Annotated in this window: 15 protein-coding genes and 1 pseudogene; 8 read left to right on the top strand and 8 right to left on the bottom strand. The window is 75.6% G+C overall.

The window, feature by feature from the left end; all coding sequences use genetic code 11:
- Nucleotides 1-18: 18 nt before the first annotated feature.
- The 3 genes from PUR56_RS21710 to PUR56_RS21700 form a co-directional block, all read right to left on the bottom strand.
- A complete protein-coding gene (locus PUR56_RS21710) occupies nucleotides 19-288 on the bottom strand; it encodes a hypothetical protein (protein ID WP_329877876.1) in 270 nt (89 codons plus the stop codon).
- A 113-nt stretch (nucleotides 289-401) separates the two neighbouring features.
- Nucleotides 402-1,214: a (2Fe-2S)-binding protein gene (locus tag PUR56_RS21705; RefSeq protein ID WP_329950134.1), complete on the bottom strand. Its 813-nt coding sequence runs from the start codon at nucleotides 1,212-1,214 to the stop codon at nucleotides 402-404.
- 152 nt (nucleotides 1,215-1,366) lie between these two features.
- Entirely contained in the window at nucleotides 1,367-2,008 is a 642-nt protein-coding gene (locus PUR56_RS21700; RefSeq protein WP_329950133.1) for a hypothetical protein, read from the bottom strand.
- A gap of 242 nt (nucleotides 2,009-2,250) precedes the next feature.
- Here PUR56_RS21700 and PUR56_RS21695 point away from each other — a divergent pair, with 242 nt between their 5' ends.
- The 3 genes from PUR56_RS21695 to PUR56_RS21685 all read left to right on the top strand — a co-directional run bounded on the left by PUR56_RS21695 (nucleotide 2,251) and on the right by PUR56_RS21685 (nucleotide 5,081).
- Entirely contained in the window at nucleotides 2,251-3,687 is a 1,437-nt protein-coding gene (locus PUR56_RS21695; protein ID WP_329950132.1) for a sensor histidine kinase, read from the top strand.
- Nucleotides 3,688-3,824: 137 nt separating this feature from the next.
- Complete coding sequence (locus tag PUR56_RS21690; RefSeq protein WP_329950131.1) at nucleotides 3,825-4,355, top strand: hypothetical protein; 531 nt, start codon at nucleotides 3,825-3,827, stop codon at nucleotides 4,353-4,355.
- 42 nt (nucleotides 4,356-4,397) lie between these two features.
- Nucleotides 4,398-5,081, top strand: a complete 684-nt coding sequence (locus tag PUR56_RS21685; protein ID WP_329950130.1) for a response regulator transcription factor — start codon at nucleotides 4,398-4,400, stop codon at nucleotides 5,079-5,081.
- Between the two features lie 313 nt (nucleotides 5,082-5,394).
- On the opposite strand, the gene polX is transcribed toward PUR56_RS21685, so the two are convergent.
- On the bottom strand, nucleotides 5,395-7,122 hold the full coding sequence (polX, locus tag PUR56_RS21680; RefSeq protein WP_329950129.1) for a DNA polymerase/3'-5' exonuclease PolX: 1,728 nt from the start codon (nucleotides 7,120-7,122) through the stop codon (nucleotides 5,395-5,397).
- A 338-nt stretch (nucleotides 7,123-7,460) separates the two neighbouring features.
- Between polX and PUR56_RS21675 the strand changes: the two genes are divergently transcribed.
- The 3 genes from PUR56_RS21675 to PUR56_RS21665 all read left to right on the top strand — a co-directional run bounded on the left by PUR56_RS21675 (nucleotide 7,461) and on the right by PUR56_RS21665 (nucleotide 10,489).
- Nucleotides 7,461-8,285, top strand: coding sequence for a hypothetical protein (locus PUR56_RS21675; protein WP_329950128.1), 825 nt, complete (start codon nucleotides 7,461-7,463; stop codon nucleotides 8,283-8,285).
- A gap of 117 nt (nucleotides 8,286-8,402) precedes the next feature.
- Nucleotides 8,403-9,032, top strand: a complete 630-nt coding sequence (locus PUR56_RS21670; RefSeq protein WP_329950127.1) for a helix-turn-helix domain-containing protein — start codon at nucleotides 8,403-8,405, stop codon at nucleotides 9,030-9,032.
- Between the two features lie 110 nt (nucleotides 9,033-9,142).
- On the top strand, nucleotides 9,143-10,489 hold the full coding sequence (locus PUR56_RS21665) for an MFS transporter (RefSeq protein ID WP_329950159.1): 1,347 nt from the start codon (nucleotides 9,143-9,145) through the stop codon (nucleotides 10,487-10,489).
- A gap of 126 nt (nucleotides 10,490-10,615) precedes the next feature.
- On the opposite strand, the gene PUR56_RS21660 is transcribed toward PUR56_RS21665, so the two are convergent.
- Both PUR56_RS21660 and PUR56_RS21655 read right to left on the bottom strand, forming a co-directional pair.
- Nucleotides 10,616-11,278: a DUF6629 family protein gene (locus PUR56_RS21660; RefSeq protein WP_329950126.1), complete on the bottom strand. Its 663-nt coding sequence runs from the start codon at nucleotides 11,276-11,278 to the stop codon at nucleotides 10,616-10,618.
- Nucleotides 11,279-11,650: 372 nt separating this feature from the next.
- Nucleotides 11,651-12,490: pseudogene (locus PUR56_RS21655) on the bottom strand (DMT family transporter); the annotation flags it as partial.
- A gap of 285 nt (nucleotides 12,491-12,775) precedes the next feature.
- Here PUR56_RS21655 and PUR56_RS21650 point away from each other — a divergent pair.
- On the top strand, nucleotides 12,776-13,039 hold the full coding sequence (locus PUR56_RS21650; protein WP_329877854.1) for a dsRBD fold-containing protein: 264 nt from the start codon (nucleotides 12,776-12,778) through the stop codon (nucleotides 13,037-13,039).
- Between the two features lie 265 nt (nucleotides 13,040-13,304).
- Here the strand turns inward: PUR56_RS21650 and PUR56_RS21645 are convergent, their stop codons facing one another.
- Nucleotides 13,305-14,870 (bottom strand): MFS transporter, encoded by a 1,566-nt coding sequence (locus PUR56_RS21645; RefSeq protein WP_329950125.1) that lies wholly within the window; start codon nucleotides 14,868-14,870, stop codon nucleotides 13,305-13,307.
- A gap of 108 nt (nucleotides 14,871-14,978) precedes the next feature.
- Here PUR56_RS21645 and PUR56_RS21640 point away from each other — a divergent pair, with 108 nt between their 5' ends.
- Complete coding sequence (locus tag PUR56_RS21640) at nucleotides 14,979-15,833, top strand: TetR/AcrR family transcriptional regulator (RefSeq protein WP_329950124.1); 855 nt, start codon at nucleotides 14,979-14,981, stop codon at nucleotides 15,831-15,833.
- 23 nt (nucleotides 15,834-15,856) lie between these two features.
- On the opposite strand, the gene PUR56_RS21635 is transcribed toward PUR56_RS21640, so the two are convergent.
- The gene (locus PUR56_RS21635) at nucleotides 15,857-16,747 is read right to left on the bottom strand and encodes an alpha/beta fold hydrolase (protein ID WP_329950123.1); all 891 of its coding nucleotides are present in this window, start codon (nucleotides 16,745-16,747) and stop codon (nucleotides 15,857-15,859) included.
- Nucleotides 16,748-16,752 lie beyond the last annotated feature (5 nt).

The raw sequence follows: 16,752 nt of genomic DNA, 5'->3' as shown, positions 1-16,752 counted from the left end.
CCCCCGACCCGGGGCGGGTCAGGTGTGTCGGCCGGAGGGGCGGCGCAGCAGTCCGTGTCCGGCGCCGGCGAGCCCGCCGACCGCCCAGAGGAGGGCGGCGAACGGCGCGAGGTAGGAGGGCCGGGCGAGCCAGCCGACGGCCGCCGCCGAACCCAGCACCGCCGGCGCTCCGACCAGGGCGGCCAGGGCGACCGGTACCCCGGCCGCCAACCGCAGGGAGGCCAGGGCGAGCCAGTACGCCGCTCCGGCCGTGAGCAGCGCCGCCGGGAGAACGAGTACGGACAGCACACCGGGACGATAACCCGGGCCGGGTCGACTCCGGTGCCGAGGGGCGAGCCGGTACCGCCCCGGCCGGCCCCGCCGACCAGGGCGCGGTCAGGGACGGCGGTCGGGTGCGCCGGTCAGGGACGGCGGGGCGGGCGGGTGAAGCAGCAGTCGCCGCAGACGCCCGCCTGCGGGCCGACGCGGTAGTACAGGCAGCAGCTGGTGCGACGGAACGCCGTACCGCCGAGCGCGTCCGGGTGCCCGGGGATCCCGGGGACCCGGGTCGCGATCAACGTTCCGCTGCCGGCCAGCGGCGGTCGGTCGAGCACCTGGGCGACGAGCGAGCGGGCCCGGGCGGGGCCGTGGGGCGGGGAGGTGGCCTCCGGCGGCGGGCAGGTGCGGGCGGTGGCGTGCTCCGCGGTGTGTGCGTCGAGCATGCGCAGGGCGCCGGCCAGGGCCGAGGCGGTGTTGCCCCGGAGCAGCCCGTCGGAGAGTGGCACCACGGCCCGGACGGCCGCCTCCAGGACCACCAACTGCCCCTCGACGACGGTCCGGTGGAAGCGGTCGACGAGGGAACCCCGGTCCGCGCGGGCGGGCCCGGACGGCATCCAGAGGTCGACCGGTCCCTGTTCGGGGACCCGCACCCACGCCCGGTCCGGGTCCAGTTCGGGCACCTCGCCGAGCAGGACGGCCGCACCGAGGCCCACCGAGCAGAACCGGGCGGCCAGGCCGAGGTGCAGGATCGACGCCGCGACCCTGGGCTCGGCCGTCCCGAGCCGCCGCGCCACCTCTCGTACCCGGTCGGCCAGCGGTCCGTCCGGGCCGGGGGCGTAGAACTCCCGCAGCGGACGGAAGCCCGGGGGCGGCCCCTGGCCCGGTGCGGCTGCGACGTCGAGGGCGAAGTAGGGGCCGGCGAGGGCGAGCCGGCCGTAGTCGGGCGCGTCGCTCACCGGCCGGCCACCGCTGCGCCGGGGACCCGGGCGGCGCGGCTGACCGGGTCCGGGCGGAAGGTGCGGCCCGGGCGGGGGAGGACGCCGGAGGGCGTACGGGGCTGGGACATCGGACGGGTCCTCCGGTTCCGTGCGGCGGGGTGCGGCGGGGCTCAGCCCCGGACGGTGAAGTTGCCGGTGTCGGTACGGATGAACGGTACCGTGCCCTGGCAGTCGGACACGGGTATCCCGAAGGCGCCCCAGAGCCACCCCAGGCGGTCGTTCCGCCCGTCGTCCTGGACGGTGAGCGAGACCCTGGAACCCACGAGCGTCAGGTCCGGGAACCAGGGGGCCGACCCGCCGGTGACCACACCGGTGGTGATCGCCGTCCGCCCGCCGGCGGCGAGGCAGTCGAGGGTGCCCTCGAAGTCGGCGACCAGGGCGCCGTCCGGTCGGTGGTGGGTGACGTGGAAGCGGCCCCGGGCGTGGCCGGGCGCGTTGTTGAGGTCCGTCCGGGCGTCGACTTCGAACCGGACGAGGTCGCCCTCCATCCCGGAGAAGTCCTTGGTGAGGGTGGCTCCACCGCCGCCCCGCACGCGGACGGTCGGCTGGCCGGTCCCGCCGGTCCCGCCGGTCCCGCCGGTCCCGCCGGTCCCGCCGGTCTCGTCCGTCCCGCCCGTCTCCCGGGCGTCGGTGACGGCGGGTGGGGTGACGGAGGGGGCTGCGGTCACGGGCGCCGCGGTGACCAGTGCCGCCAGCAGGCAGAGGGCGGTGGCGGAGGCGGTGCGAACGGTCGTGGTGGTGGGGCGGCGCATGGGACGGGTCCTTTCGACGGTGGTCGGAGGCGGTCGGCGCCGTGCGGGGTCCGGGTGGGCCGGGTCCGGGGCCGGGGTGTCTCCGGCGAGGTGTTGCGGTCACGCACCAGACTGATCGGTGCACGGCCGTCGCACCTCCCGCTGCGGTGGGGGTTGCCCCCCTCCTTCGGGAGGATCTCCGCCTCCCCCGGGAGAGTTGGCCCGAGCGGGTGAACGACCGGCCGGATCGTAGGCTCGTCCGTATGTGTGCTGAACCTTCGGCGAATCGAGCGCAGGCCCGGATCCCGGCCGAGCCGTGGCCCGCCGCCGCTTCCTCCCTCCAGACCCGGGCCGCCCGGGCCCGCCGACCGCTGGGCACCGCCGTCGCGTTGCTGTTGCTCGCGCCCGCCGCACTGGCACATGCGGGTGAGCACACCGCCGCACTGCTGGTCGCGGGCACGGCCGCCCTGGCGGCGCTGGTCGCCGTCCTGCCGTGGCCGTCGCCGTCGCGACGGGTGACGCTCGTGGCGGCGGGCGCGGTGGCCGTCGCCTCGCTGTCGTTGGACCTCGGGTACGCGGGGCCGTACCGACTGCCCGCCTTCTGGCTGCCGTTCGAGTGGGCGGCCCTGCTGGTGCTGGCGGGACGGGTGGCCCGCCGGGCGCGCGGACGGTGGGCCGGCGCGGTCGGGGTGGCGGTGGTGACGGCGGCGGCCGTGGTGCCGCTGCGGTTCACCGCGAGGGTCCCGGACGGCGGCCGGACCGGTTCCGTGATCGCCGTGCTGTGCTCGTTGGTGCCGCTGGCCGTCGTGGTCGGGGCGAGCCTCTACCTGCGCGCGCTGGACGCCCGTCGGGAGCGCGCGGTGACCCGGGCCCGGCGCGCACAGCGTCTCGAAGTGGCCCGCGGTCTGCACGACTTCGTGGCGCACGAGGTCACGGGCATCGTGCTGGAGGCTCAGGCGGGCCAGCTGCCGGGGCTGGATCCGGAGGAGACGGCCGCGCTGCTGCGCCGGCTGGAGGAGGCCGGGCTGCGCGCGCTGGATTCGATGGACGCGATGGTCGGCGCGCTGAGGGATCCGCAGGACGACGGGGAGGGCGCCGGGAACGGTGTCGGCGGGCGGGTCGGGGAGCGGGACGGCGAGGTGGGTGTCGGCGGCGCGGCCGGTCGCACGGCCGGCACCACCCGTGTGCCGGGGCTGGCCGAACTGCCGGAACTGGTCGGTCGGTTCGCCGCGACGGGCGCCGTCCGGGCCCGTCTGGAGGCAGTGCCCGAGACCGTCGGGCTGTTGTCGGCGGAGGCGGACGCCACGGCCTACACCGTCGTCCTGGAGGCGTTGACCAACGTGCGCAGGCACGCTCCCGGGGCCGCGGAGGTGGTGGTGCGCGTGGCGGCCGGCCCGGGCGGCCTCCGGACGGTGGAGGTGTCGGTCACCGACTCCGGCGATGGCGGACGCGGCGTCAAGGGCCTGCTGCGCCGCCGCCCGGGCAGTGGGGGCACCGGGCTGGTGGGACTCGCCGAGCGCGTCTCGGCGCACGGCGGCACGCTGGCGGCGGGACCGTGGCGGCCTACGGGCTGGCGGACCGGCTGCGTGCTTCCCGCGCGACAGGCCGATCGGTCGGGCGGGGGCGGAAGGTCCTCCGCCGAAGATCTGCCGAACGGCAGATGGCAGGGGGCCGTCGAAGGACGATCCTCGTCACTGTGATCGAAGCCGGCAGCGCCGACGCGCTGCTCCGATCCGCGTCAACCGGTGGGTGCGACCGCCGCACGCGGTCCTGCCACCACGCAGGGCCGCCGTCGCCGGTCGTGCCGCCGGACCGCTCCCGCCGCAGGAGGCCCTTCATGACCGTCGTGCCCAGCCCCGCCGCCGCGCCCGCCGCTCCGCCGCGAAACACCGCCGCCGCGCCCGCCGCCGTGGCCGCCCGGCCGGGGAGCGCCGCCGAACGACCCGGAAGGTGGGCGTTCCTGCTCGGGCGCCCCGGGCGGTCGGTGGGCCGGGTGCCCGTCCTGGGAGCCGTGACCGCAGTCGTCCTGCTGGCTGCCGTCACGGGCTGCGCCCGGGCCGAGGAAGCCGAGCCCGAGTCGACGCTCTTCGGCTACGCCGGCACCACGCTGGACGTCGTCGTGGCGCACCACGTGCCCACCGGCCTGGTCACCGCGGACCGTCAGGACATCAAGGTCACGCGCTGGTTCAAGGCCGACGTCGTCGGCACGAGCACGACAGACTGGAGGCTGGAGGGCGACACCCTCCACCTGGAGGCGAGTTGCTCCGGTCTCGCCGACTGCGACGCGAGGTTCCGGGTCGAAGTGCCGCCGCACGTGGCCGTGCTGCGCGACGGCCGGGCGACCGACCTCAAGGGCCGGCCCTCCTGATCCCGGGGCGGGGGGTCGGCGCCGCCGTGCGAGACTGCCCCCGTGACGAGTCCGAACCCGGAGCCCATCCGCACGCTGATCGCGGACGACCAGGAGGCCGTCCGGCGCAGTGTGCGGCGGATCCTTGAGGCCCAGCCCGACATCACGGTGGTCGGCGAGGCGGCCGACGGTCTCGCCGCGCTGGAACTCGCCGCGGAACTGCGCCCGGACGTCGCGCTGGTGGACATCCGGATGCCGCGGATGGACGGCCTGGAACTGACCGCCAGGCTCGCGGGCCCGGGCGCCGTCACACCGGTGCGGGTGGTGGTGCTGACCACCTTCGACCTCGACGAGTACGTCTACCCGGCGTTGCGGCACGGCGCCTCGGGGTTCCTGCTCAAGCGCTCCGGTCCGGCGCTGCTGGCCGAGGCGGTCCGGGCGGCGGCGAGCGGGGAGAGTCTGATCAGCCCGTCCGTCACCGTCCGGCTGCTGCAGCACGTCACGGAGACCCGGCGGACGGACCGCCGGTCGGCGCCGGTGGCGCCGCTGACCGGGCGCGAGGTGGAGATCGCCGGGCAGGTCGCCGCGGGCCGGACCAACGCCGACATCGCCGCGGAACTCTTCATCTCCCCGGGCACGGTGAAGACGCACGTGGCGAGCATCCAGCGCAAGCTCGGCGTGTCGAACCGGGTCGGCATCGCGGTGCACGCCTGGGAGATGGGGTACGCGGTGCGGACGGGCGCGTAGCCGGAGGCGGGGAACCACGGACGTGGGGAACCTGCGAGGCGGGGGTGGCCTCCGGACGTCGCGTCCTCCGGCCGTACAGTTCGATCGTCGACCGAGGTACCAGCGGCAGACCCTGATCCGTCTCGATCTGTCGCCACTGCCTCCTGCGGTCGAACTCCCTCAGCTACCTCGCAGGTTCACCACCATCATGCTCCTCGCCGGGCCGGTGCACCAGGGGTTCGGTGGATATTCTCCCAAATCAGATATTTCGGGGTGATGTGGGAGAGCGGAGAGTGCCCGGGGCCGGCGGGTCACGCCCCCTCCGGGCGGACGCTCACCGCAGTGCGTCCTTGCGCAGGAACCGCTTCAGCCGCTGCCAGGGCCAGGTGTTGATCACGTCCTCGGTGGTCAGCCAGGCCCGCTGGGCGGTGCCGATCCCGTACCGGGGGTAGGCCAGGTGCGGGGTGGCGTGCGCGTCACTGTCGATCGAGAACCTCACCCCGTGGCGCCGGGCGCGCAGGACGTCCTCGTCGCGCAGGTCGAGGCGTTGGGGAGAGCTGTTGATCTCGATGGCGGTGCCGGTCCGGGCCGCGGCCGCGAACACGGCGTCCAGGTCGACGTCGATCGGGCCGCGCCGGCCGATCCGCCGGGTGGTGAGGTGGCCGATGACGTGGACGTGGGGGTTCTCGCAGGCGCGGACGAGGCGACGGGTCTGGGCCGCCCGGTCCGCCCCGAAGTGCGAGTGCACCGAGGCCACGCAGACGTCGAAACCGGCCAGGAAGTCGGCCGGCCAGTCCACGCCGCCGTCGGGGCCGATGTTCAGTTCGGTGCCGTGCAGCAGCCGCATCCGCCGGTGGCGGCCCGCCAGTGCGCGCAGTCGCTCGCGCTGGGCGAGCATCTTCTCGTCGGTCATCCGCTGCATCACCAGGTCGGGCGCGTGGTCGGTGACGGCGTAGTAGGAGTAGCCGCGCGCCGCGGCCGCGTCGATCATCTCCTCCAGACCCGCCAGCCCGTCGGTCAGGTCGGTGTGGGTGTGCAGGTCGCCCCGGAGGTCGGCCTCGGTCACCAGGTCCGGCAGCTCGCCGCTCAGGGCGGCCTCGATCTCGCCCCGGTCCTCGCGCAGCGGCGGCGCGATCCACGGCAGGCCGAGCGCCCCGTAGACCTCCTCCTCGGTCGCCGAGGCGATCTTCTCCCCGCTCTCGGCGTCGAACAGTCCGTACTCGGACAGCTTCCGCCCGGCCCGGACGGCGATCGTCCGCAGCCTGATGTTGTGGGCCTTGGAACCGGTGAAGTACACCAGCGCCGCGCCCCAGTCCTCCTCGGGCACCACGCGCAGGTCGACCTGGAGACCGTCGGTGGTGCGGATCGAGGTCTTGGTCGGACCGCCGGCGATCACGTCGGCCACCTGGGGGAGCCCGGTGAGCGCGGCCATCAGCGGCGCCGAGTCCTCCGCGGTGGCCAGCACGTCGATGTCGCCGACGGTCTCGCGCATGCGTCGCAGCGAGCCGGCGTACGTGCAACGGGTGCAGCCGGGGACGGCCGCGAGCGCGGCGACGATCTGTTCGGCCTGCGCGGTGGCGACGTCCAGCAGCGTCCGTCCGCCCGACTGCCGCATCAGCTCGATGCCGTGCAGGATCTTCTCGCCGCTCCGCTCGCCGAAGCCCGCCACCTCGCTCAGCCGGTCGGCGCGGACCGCCTCGGCGAGCTCGTCGACGGACGCGATGCCGAGGTCCCGGTAGAGCGCGAGGGCGCGCTTGGGGCCCACGTTGGGGACGGACATCATCGCGCGGACCCCGGTCGGGATCTCGGCCCGCAGCGACTCCAGCGCCTCGATCCGGCCGGTGGAGAGGTACCCGGCGATCTTCTCGGCGGTGGACTTGCCGACGCCGGGGATCTGTTGGAGGCCCTTGACGTCGAGTCCGGCGATGTCGTCGGGGTGGCCGCCGACCGCCCGGGCGGCCTTCTCGTAGGCGCGGGCGCGGAAGGCGTCCCCGCCGGTGATCGAGATCAGGTCGGCGTACTCCTGGAGCAGCTCCCTGACCTGGTCGTTGAGCCGGGCCATGCGGCCAGTCTAGGGTCGGCGGGCGGATCGGGCGGATCGGGCGGATCGGGCGGATCGGGCGGATCGGGCGGATCGGGGGTGGAGGGTGTCCGTGTTCGGGGTGGGGGGCGTGCGGGGGCTTTCGGAGGGTGGTTTCGCGCGCCGGGTAAGTGCGCCCCCGCCGGTCGGCGGGTGTCGACTCCTCCGGTCGGCGGGGTGGGCGGGTCGGCCTGGGGCCGGGGGCCGGATTGTCACCCGGGCGGCGCTGGCGCAGGCTGGTCGCAGGACCGGGGAGACGGTCCGCACCGGCTCGCCGGGGATTCCGCGGAGACGGTCCGCGAGGTACGAGGGGCGGGGCGATGGCAAGCGGGAAGCTCTGGGACTACGTGGCGTCGGGTGCCCGGGCGCTGGGCGGGTTGGGTCCGCTCGGACGGTCCGGCGGACTGGCGGGTTCGTGGCTGGTCAAGAGCGCGGGCGGGGTCGGTCGACCGGGCTCGACGGCCGGGTTCGGTGCGCCGCCGGCCGGTGGCGGCGGGCTCGGCGGCCCGCTCCGGGCGGGCTCGGGCGGGATGGTCGGACCCCAGGCGTTGTCGCGACCGGAACTGGAACGGTTGCGGTGGACCGACCGGGCCGGCGGCTGCGTGCCGGACGCGCGGCACGTCCAGGTGGCCGACGTGGTGCGCAGGGTGCTGCGCGGCGGCGGCCGGTCGGCGTCGGTGTCGGTGCGGATACCGGTCGGCCTGCCGGTGGTGGTGGCGGACGCCCGTCGTCTGGAGGCGGCGCTGGCCGGGCTGGTCGACCACGCCGTCCGGCGCAATCCGCCCGGGGTCAGGGTGCTGGTCCGGATCGATCCGGTGCCCGGTCCGGGCGGTCCGGGCGGGCTCGGGTTCCCCGGCTTCCCGGGGTCCCCGGAGGTCCCCGCGGGTGAGCTGGCCCGGGTGGAGCTCAGGGTCGTGGACCAGGGGCCGTCGGAGCTCCCCGAGGCCCGGCACTGGCTGCCGGCCGGGGTCCGGGCCGCCGAACCCGGAGGCCCGGCGGACGGGCGCGAACCCGGCGGGGCGGGCGACGCGGCCGGCCCCTCGGTGCCCGCGCTGGTCCGGGCCGCGGGGGGACGGCTGGGCGTGGAGCAGACGCCCGGTGGAGGGGTCACGGTGGTGCTCGTGCTGACGGTCGCCGGGGACTGACGGCGGGCCGTCGGGGGCGGTGCCGGCGCGCCGCGCAGGCCCCTCCACCCTGGAACCGCAAACAGTTCTTCGCAAAAACCCTTTGCGAAGAACTGTTTGCGGTTCTAGGGTGTTGCCATGACCGATGACCGCAGGTGGCCGCACAGCCCGGACCCCCAGACCGATGTCGTGCTCGACGCCAAGGGCCTGCGTGCCCTGGCCCACCCGGTGCGCGTGCAACTGATCGGGCTGCTCCGCAAGCACGGCCCGTCCACCGCCACCCGGCTCGCCGGGCAGCTGGGGCTGAACTCGGGGGCGACCAGTTACCACCTCCGCCAGCTCGCGGCGTCCGGGTTCGTCGCGGAGGACACCGAACGCGGCAACGCCCGCGAGCGGTGGTGGAAGGCGGTCCACCAGGTCACCTGGTGGACGGACGCGAACCTCGCCGACGAGGACCCGGAGGCGGCGCTCGGCTACCTGAGGTCGATCGTCGCGGCGCACACCGTCACCGCGCAGACGGCGCTCAACGCGTACGAGACCATGCCGAGCGACTGGCGGCACGCCCTGGACCTCAGCGACTCGGTGCTCCGGCTCAGCCCGGAGGAGGCCCGCGAACTGGCGGCGGAGCTGACGGAGGTGGTCGCGCGCTACCGGCGGGCCGATCCGGCCTCGGCGGGACCGGAGGGCACCGAGCGGGTGGCGGTGGTCGTCCACGTGCTCCCCGACCCGGTCGCGGCGGCACCTGAGGAACTGGAGGAACGATCATGACCGCGCGGAGTACGGACGCTCCCGCTGCCGGGGCTGCCGGGGCTGCCGGGGCTGCCGATGCCGCAGCCGCGCCGCGCAGTCTCCGGCCGCTGGTCGGTGTGCTGGCGGCGATGGCGGTCTCCCTGACCGGGACGCGGGTCTCGGCCATCGCCCTGCCCTGGTTCGTGCTCGCCACCACCGGCAGCGCGACCATGACCGGCCTGGTCGCTTTCGTCGAGCTGACGCCGTACGTGCTGGTCAAGGCCCTCACCGGGCCCGTGGTCGACCGGCTCGGCCCGCGTGTCGTCTCCTGGACGGCGGACGCGGTGAGCGCCGTCGTGGCCGGTCTGGTGCCACTGCTGCACGGCCTCGACCTGCTGCCGTTCTGGCTGCTGCTGATCATGGTCGGGGTAATCGGTGCGGCCCGCGGCCCGGGGGACCTGGCCAAGGAGGTCATGGTCCCCGAGGCGGCCGACCGGGGCCGCGTCCCGATGGAGCGGGCCACCGGGCTGTCCGGGGTCACGGAGCGGTTGGCCTCCACGGCGGGCCCGGCGGTGGGCGGAGCTCTCGTCGCGCTGCTCGGCCCGATGGCCGGCCTCACCGTCAACGCGGTCGCCTTCGCGCTGGGCTCGCTGGTCATCGCACTCGCGCTGCCACGGGGCATGGGTCGGGCCGTCGCCGCGCACGCCGCCGCTGCCCTGCCACTCACCGAGGCCGCGCCGTCGTCCGAGCCCGCGCCTGGACACCGGACCGGGCGCGTGGCCGAGCCCGGGGCGCCGCCGCCGGTCGGCTACTGGCGGATGTTCCGGGAGGGGTTCACCTTCCTCCGGGGCGACCCGCTGCTGCTGACGATCATCGTGATGGTCGCGGTGACGAACCTGCTGGACGCCGCGTTCATGACGGTCCTGGTCCCGGTCTGGGCCCAGGAGTCCGGGGGAGGTCCGGCCGCCATCGGTCTGACGGGAAGCGTCTGGGGGATCGCGGCGGTCGGGGGCAGCCTGATCGCGGCAGCCGTCGCCCACCGGCTGCCGCGCCGGACGGTGTTCTTCACCGGCTTCCTGCTCTGCGGTGCCCCGCGGTTCCTGGTCCTGGCCCTGGGGGCACCGATGGGTGTCGTCCTCGCCGTCTTCGCGGTGAGCGGCTTCGGCTCCGGATTCCTCAATCCGATCCTCGGCGCCGTCCAGTTCGAGCGTGTACCGCGCCACCTGCTCGGCCGGGTCAACGCCCTCGGCGACTCCTTGGCCTGGGCCGGCATCCCGTTGGGCGGTCTCCTCGGCGGCGCGGCCGTGGCCCTGGTCGGGCTCATACCCGTGCTGCTCGTGTGCGGCGGTCTGTACTTCGCCACCACCACGCTCTCCGGCCTGCGCCCGGAGTGGCGCGAGATGGACCGCAAGCGACGCCGCGGACCTGAAGCGGTCGCCGACACGGGCAGCACTCCGGCAGAACGGCCTGCGGTCACCACCGGGGTCGGGGCCTGACCCGGACGGCCACGCAGGCGGGTCGGGCCGGGGCAGGTCAGGTCGATCCCGTCGGGGCCGCCGTCGGCGGGGCCGCCGATCCAGGGGCGACCTGCGGTCGGCCCGCCGAACGGCAACCGGTTCCTGTCACACCCCGACGGTGGGGGGCCGACCAGGTGAAGCCGTCCAGTGGAGGAGGAGAAGCGAGGCGAGAGCGGCCAGGGCGCACCAGGTGGAGACGAACGCCAGCCGCCAGAGCAGGGCGCAGACCAGCGCGCCGACACCGGTGAGCAGACCGAGGAGGCGAAGCGAACGGTCACCGCTGAGGAGGAGCGCGCCGACGGTGGCAAGGAGGTAGCCGAGGAGGAGGAGAGCCGCGTACGGGACGCCGACGCCGTAGGTGAGGGTGTGGGTGTGCTCGGTCACGGTCACCGGCCGGACGGCGACGGCGAGGGCCAACGGGACGGCCACGAGGATGCCGAGGAGCGCGACGGCGGTGAGCAGCCTGCGACGGGTCGGTCCGCCGTCGGTCGCGCAGCGGACCCCGACGGGGACCATGACGGGGAGCAGCGGCAGGGCGATCACCGCCCAGACCGTGCCCGCCCAGCGGGCCGTCCCGGCGGGTAGGTCGCCGCCGGCGCCGAGCCAGACCGCGGCCTCGATCAGTTGGTGCACGCCGAGGACCAGGGGGAGTGCGGCCAGCACGAGCCGTTCAGGTCGTCCGGCGCGGTGGGCCCGGACCAGGCAGACAACGCCGACGGCCGAAACCGCGCCGCCTACCACCAGGTCCGCCCGGGCGCTCCAGCACATGTGCCGTGCTCCGGCGGCCGGTCAGCGGGCGCCCGGGAGCGGGCCGGCTCCGTCTGCGCCGTCGTTGCGGTCGTCGTTGCGGCCGCTCGTGTCGTTGCCCGCCATGTCGCTCCCCTGCGCCCTGTTCCGCTTCGTCCCGGCCCGCTTCGGTCCGTTCTCCTCCCCACCCTTGCCCATGTCGCCCCGGTTCGTCCCGTTCGTGGCGTCCGTCCTGTTCGTGTCGCCGGGGCCCCGGCCGACGGTTGCCGCGCCGCCCGGGCCCTCGTCGCAGGGTTCCTCGTCCGGTTCCTCGCGGGGTTCCTCGCCGGACTCGGCTCCGGGTTCGTCCGTGGGCTTCTCCCCGGAGCCCTTCGAGTCCTTGCCGACGGCACCGGGCATCGCGGGGTGGCGGCCGATCACCACCACCCCGGTCACGATGGCCAGCAGCCCGGCGACCTCCCACGCCAGGGCGCCCGGGGTGACCCGGAGCCGGTCGCCGAGGAAGCCGACCGCGCAGGCGATTCCGGCGATCGGCTGGGCAGCGGTCAGCGCCGGGAGCGACATGCGCAGCGGCGCGGCCTCGAAGGCGCTCTGGACCAGTAGCAGCCCGACCACGCCCGCCGCCACCACCGCGTACGGCTGCCAGCTCCCCAGCACCGCGTCCAGGCCCTGGCGGTCGAGGCGCTGGGTGGTGGTCCGGGTGAGTGCGTCCTGGAGCCCGTAGAGCAGGCCGGCCGCCAGGGCGAGGAGGGTCGCCTCCTCGAACAACGGCATCCGGCGGGCCGTCGACACGAGCAGCAGCGTCAGGCCGACGACCGTCCCGACCACCAGCCAGTGCCGAAGTTCGCTCGCCGGCGGGCCGCCGCCGGTCGGGCGGCCGGCCACGATGAACGCCGTCACCCCGGCGGCCAGCAACAGCACACCAGCCCAGCCCGAGCGGCCGAGCGACTGCTTGGTCAGGACCCGGGAGAGGGCCATGGCGAAGACGAGGTTGGTGGCGAGCAGCGGTTCGACGAGCGAGACCTCGCCCTGGTTGAGGGCGAGGGCGGAAAGGATGAGCCCGCAGACCATGAAGCCGGTGCCGAGCAGCCACTCGCGCATCCGCAGCAGGTCCAGCAGCAGGCGCCAGCGGAGCAGGTCGGCACGCGGGGCCCGCTGCGCGGCGTGCTGCTGGAGGACGAAACCGAGGCCCAGACAGCAGGCGGCGCTGAGTGCCAGGACGAAGACCGCCACGAAGGGACCACCCGAAGGTCGTTGCCCGCGCCGCACCGCCGGTCCTCCGGAAGAAGGGGGACGTCCGCACGGAATGGCTCCCGGGCGTCCCGCGGTTCTGGCGCGCTGTCGTCAGCCTACCGCCGGGGCCCGGCGCCGACCCCCGGAGCTGCGCCGGGCGCGGGGCGCGGTGTCCGCTTGCCGCCGCCGTGGTGGCGGGCGCACGCTGGTGTGAGCGGACGCCACGGGCCACTGCCCGTGCCGGTCCGGGCAGGCGGGACGGGGGCCGGCGCCAGGAGGTGTGGCATGCACAACCAGTGGGATGTGGAGCTGAGCTTCGAGGAGGACGGCGTCCACACGGGATGCAACGCGCGGCTGACCGGGGCGCGAGCGCCGGGCCTCACCGCGCACGGGGAAGCGCTGAAGAGTGTGGAGGACCGACCGCTCGCCCGGATCGGCGAGGAGGTCGCGGCCTCGCGCGCCCTGGAGGCGCTGTCCCGCAAGCTGCGGGCCCAGGCCACCGGGGAGATCGAGGACGAGGGGCACCGGCCGGGGTACCTGATCTACTGACGCGGCCGCTCGGCGAATGCGCCGGCCGCCCGGTCCACGGCCGCCCGGCGGGACGTCCGTACGGCTGGGTGCCTGAACGCTCGGGCCCTGACTGGCCGGGCCCCTGAACGCTCGGCCCCTGAGTGCCCGGCCCCCGGCCGCAGGGGCCCCGACCCGCGGCCGGTCCGGAGTCCGGCCCGGCCGCGTCCGGAGCGCCGCCGGTCCCGTTCCGACCCTCCGGTTCGGAACGGGACCGGTCTCCGCCGGGCCGCGTCCTCCGGTTCCGTCAGCGCGGCCGGGCCGGCTGCGGCCCGGAGGCCGCCTTGCGGGCGGGCACGAACAGCACCGAGATCAGTGCCGCCACGCCGAGCAGGGCGGCGGTGACCACGAAAGCCCGGTCGTAGCCGGCCGCCAGCGCGGCCAGGGGGGTCTCGCCGTCCTCCGCGGCCCGGCGGGTGGCGGACACCGCGAGGGTCGACAGGACGGCGAGGCCGATGCTCCCGCCGCACTGGCGTCCGGCGTTGAGGAGTCCGCTGACCAGGCCGGCTTCCCGCGGGTCGACGCCGGAGGTGCCCATCGCGGTGTTGGAGACCATGCAGATGCCGACGCCGACGCTGGCCACGAGGGAGGGACCGACGAAGGCGGTGAGGTAGCCGGAGTCCACGCCGAGTCCGGCGAACCAGAGCATGCCGAGGCCCCCGAGCAGCAGGCCGCCGGTGAGGGTGGCCCGTCCACCGAAGCGGGCGGTGAGCCGGCCCGCGATCATGCTGCCCGCCGCCGTTCCGGCGCAGAACGGCAGGAACGCGGCTCCGGCCGCGAGCGGGCCGTAGTGCAGGACGTTCTGCAGGTGCAGCGAGCAGAAGTAGAAGCCGACCAGCATGGCCGCTCCGAGCAGCGTGACGACCGTGCTCGCCACCCAGGCCGTACGGGCCCGGAGCACGCCCAGCCGGACGATCGGCGCCTGTGCGAACCGGGATTCCCAGAACAGGAAGGCGAGGCCGAGCAGAACGGCGGCGGCGATCGTGCCGAGGGTGCGGGCCGAGCCCCACGGGTGCCGGTCGGTCTCCATCAGCCCGTAGACCAGGGCGGTCATCGCACCGGTGCCGAGGACCGCGCCGAGTACGTCCGGGCGGCCGGCGCGCGGTGGGCGGAAGGCCGGCACCGAGCGTGCTGCCAGGGCGACGCCGACCAGCACGATCGGGGCGTTGACGAAGAACACCCAGCGCCAGTCGAGCAGGTCGGTGAGTACCCCGCCCAGCAGCACGCCGAGCGCGCTGCCACCGGCGGTCACCATCGACCAGATGCCCAGCGCACGGGCCCGGGCCGGTCCCTCGGCGAAGGTCACCATGATCAGGGTGAGGCCGATCGGGGCCAGTACCGCGGCCGCGACGCCCTGTCCGGCGCGGGCGGCGACCAGCTGGGTGGGTGTCTGGGCGAACCCGCCGAGCACCGAGGCGATCCCGAACAGCACCAGCCCGGAGAGCACCGCGCGGCGGTGCCCGACCAGGTCGGCGATCCGGCCGCCGAGCAGCAGCAGCCCGCCGAACGCCAGCGCGTAGGCGTTGACCACCCAGGGCAGCGCGCTGTCGACGAAGCCGAGGGCCTCGCTCATGGCGGGAAGCGCGATGTTCACGATGCTGGCGTCGAGCGTGACCATCAGCTGACAGAGGCAGACGGTGGCGAGGACGAGGCCCGGCCTGGCGTGCCGGGCGTGCTCCCCGTGCGGGGCGCGCGGGGTGGGCGGCGACTCCGGGGCGGGGTCCTGGGCCGGGTCCTGGGCGTGGACCGGCGTCGGGCCGGGTGATGTCCCGGGAGTGGCCCGGGACGGGGTGGGTGGCGCGGCTTCGGGCATGACGACCTCCGATGCGAACGTTGTTCGCGTAAGGTAAGCCTTACTCGATGTCGAGTGCAAACGACCCGGTGGAGGAGCGGGTTGGCGGAGCCATGGCAGGATGGCGGAGTGTCAGAAGAGACCAGTCGGCCGGGCGCCGGCGGACGTGAGGCGGACGCCGTGCGCGAGGCCGCACCGCAGGCCGCGCCCGCGACTGCCCCGGGGAGCGCACCGGAGACCGCACCCGAGGTCCCGCGCCGGGCGGGCTCGGGGACCGCACCCGCCGCCGCGGCGCAGGGGGCCGCGGAGGTGGCCGGGCAGATCGCGGGGGAGCGCGGCCGGTACGGGCGCAAGCGCCCGCGCCCCGGTCTGACCACCGCCGGCGTGGTCGCCGCCGGGCGCCGGGTGATCGAGCGCGACGGGATCGACGCGCTCACCATGCGCGCCGTCGCCACCGAGCTCGGCACCGCGCCCGCCTCCCTCTACCGGCACGTGACCGACCGTGAGGCGCTGCTGCTCGCCGTCCTGGAGGAGATCGCCGAGGGCCTGCCGGTCGGCGTGGCGGGTGCTGGCCCGGAGGCCCGGCTGCTGCGCCGGCTGGTCGACGCCCACGACTACATGGCTGGCCACGCCTGGGTGCTGCACATCCTGATCCGGGGCGAGCTGGTGGCCGAGAACGCGCTGCCCTTCAACGACGCCTGCCTCGCCGACCTGATGGCCGCCGGACTCCCGCCCGGGCGCGCGATGCCGGCGTTCCGTTCCTGCTGGCAGCTGGTCCTCGGCGAACTGCTCTCCGAGCACCCCGTCAGCCCGCCGCGGGAACCGAGCCAGCGCCGCGCCGCGTACGAGGGGGCGGACGCGACGCGGCTGCCGGCCCTCGGGCGGGTGCTGGCCGAGACGGGGTACGTCGGCGTGGGCGAGCGGTGCGGGGAGCTGGAGGTGGCGCTGGGTGCGCTGATCGCGGGGCTGGTGCGACGCGGGTAGCCCCGGGCCGCGCGGCCGCGCGGTCAGGGGCCGGTGGCGAGGAAGGCCGTGAGCCGCCGGTTCAGTTCGTCCGGCCGGGCGGTCAGCAGGGTGTGGTGGGACGTGCCGGGGAGGACCGCGACCGTGGCGGAACGGAGGGTCCGGCGGGCGCGTTCGGCCACCGCGGCGGCGTCGTGGGTCCGGCTCCGTTCGGCGAACAGGGCGAGGACGGGCGCGGTGAGCCCGCGCAGCTGATCGGCGGTCGGGCGCGGGCCGGTGACCGGCCGGGCGGCGGGGAAGCCGGCGTACCCGAGTGCGTACAGCTCGCGCCAGGCCGGGTCGAGGGCGGTCCCGCCGCTCTCCCAGTCCAGGTAGGAGCGGGCCCTGGCGGCCGTGCGCGGGGGCGCGAGGAGGCGAAGGGCCCGCAGCAGGTAGCCGGGGCGGAAGCCGGCGAAGCACTGGGTGGGATCGAGGAGGGCGAGGCGGCCGACCCGGCCGGGGGCGTGCAGGGCGTAACGGAGGGCGATCCACGCGCCGTAGGAGTGGCCGACGACGTCGGCGGCGGCCACGTCGAGCCCGTCGAGGACGGCGTCCAGCCAGCTCAGCAGGCCGGGGACGCCGCCGAGCGGCGAGCCGCCGAGGACGCTGCGGCCCGGGTCTCCGATCAGGTCGACGGCGAGGACCCGGTGGCCGGTCCCGGTGAGTGCGGCGACGACGGCGGTCCAGCAGGTCGAGGTGGAGCCGCCGCCGTGCAACAGGACGAGGGGGCGGCCGTCGCGCGGGCCGCAGGCGTTGACGCGGGTGGCGCCGTGGGGCGTCCGGACGGTGAGCGCCTCGGCCGGGACGGGCCAGCGGGCGAGGGCCCCGTCGTAGGCGGTGAGGAAGGCGGCGTGGCCGGGTTCGACGGCCGGGTCGGCGGATGTGCGTGCGGACATGATCT

Source organism: Streptomyces sp. BE303 (genome assembly GCF_036290945.1).
Taxonomy (GTDB): domain Bacteria; phylum Actinomycetota; class Actinomycetes; order Streptomycetales; family Streptomycetaceae; genus Kitasatospora.
Note: the sequence above shows the minus strand (reverse complement) of the source record. Positions and strands in the feature narration are given on the sequence as shown.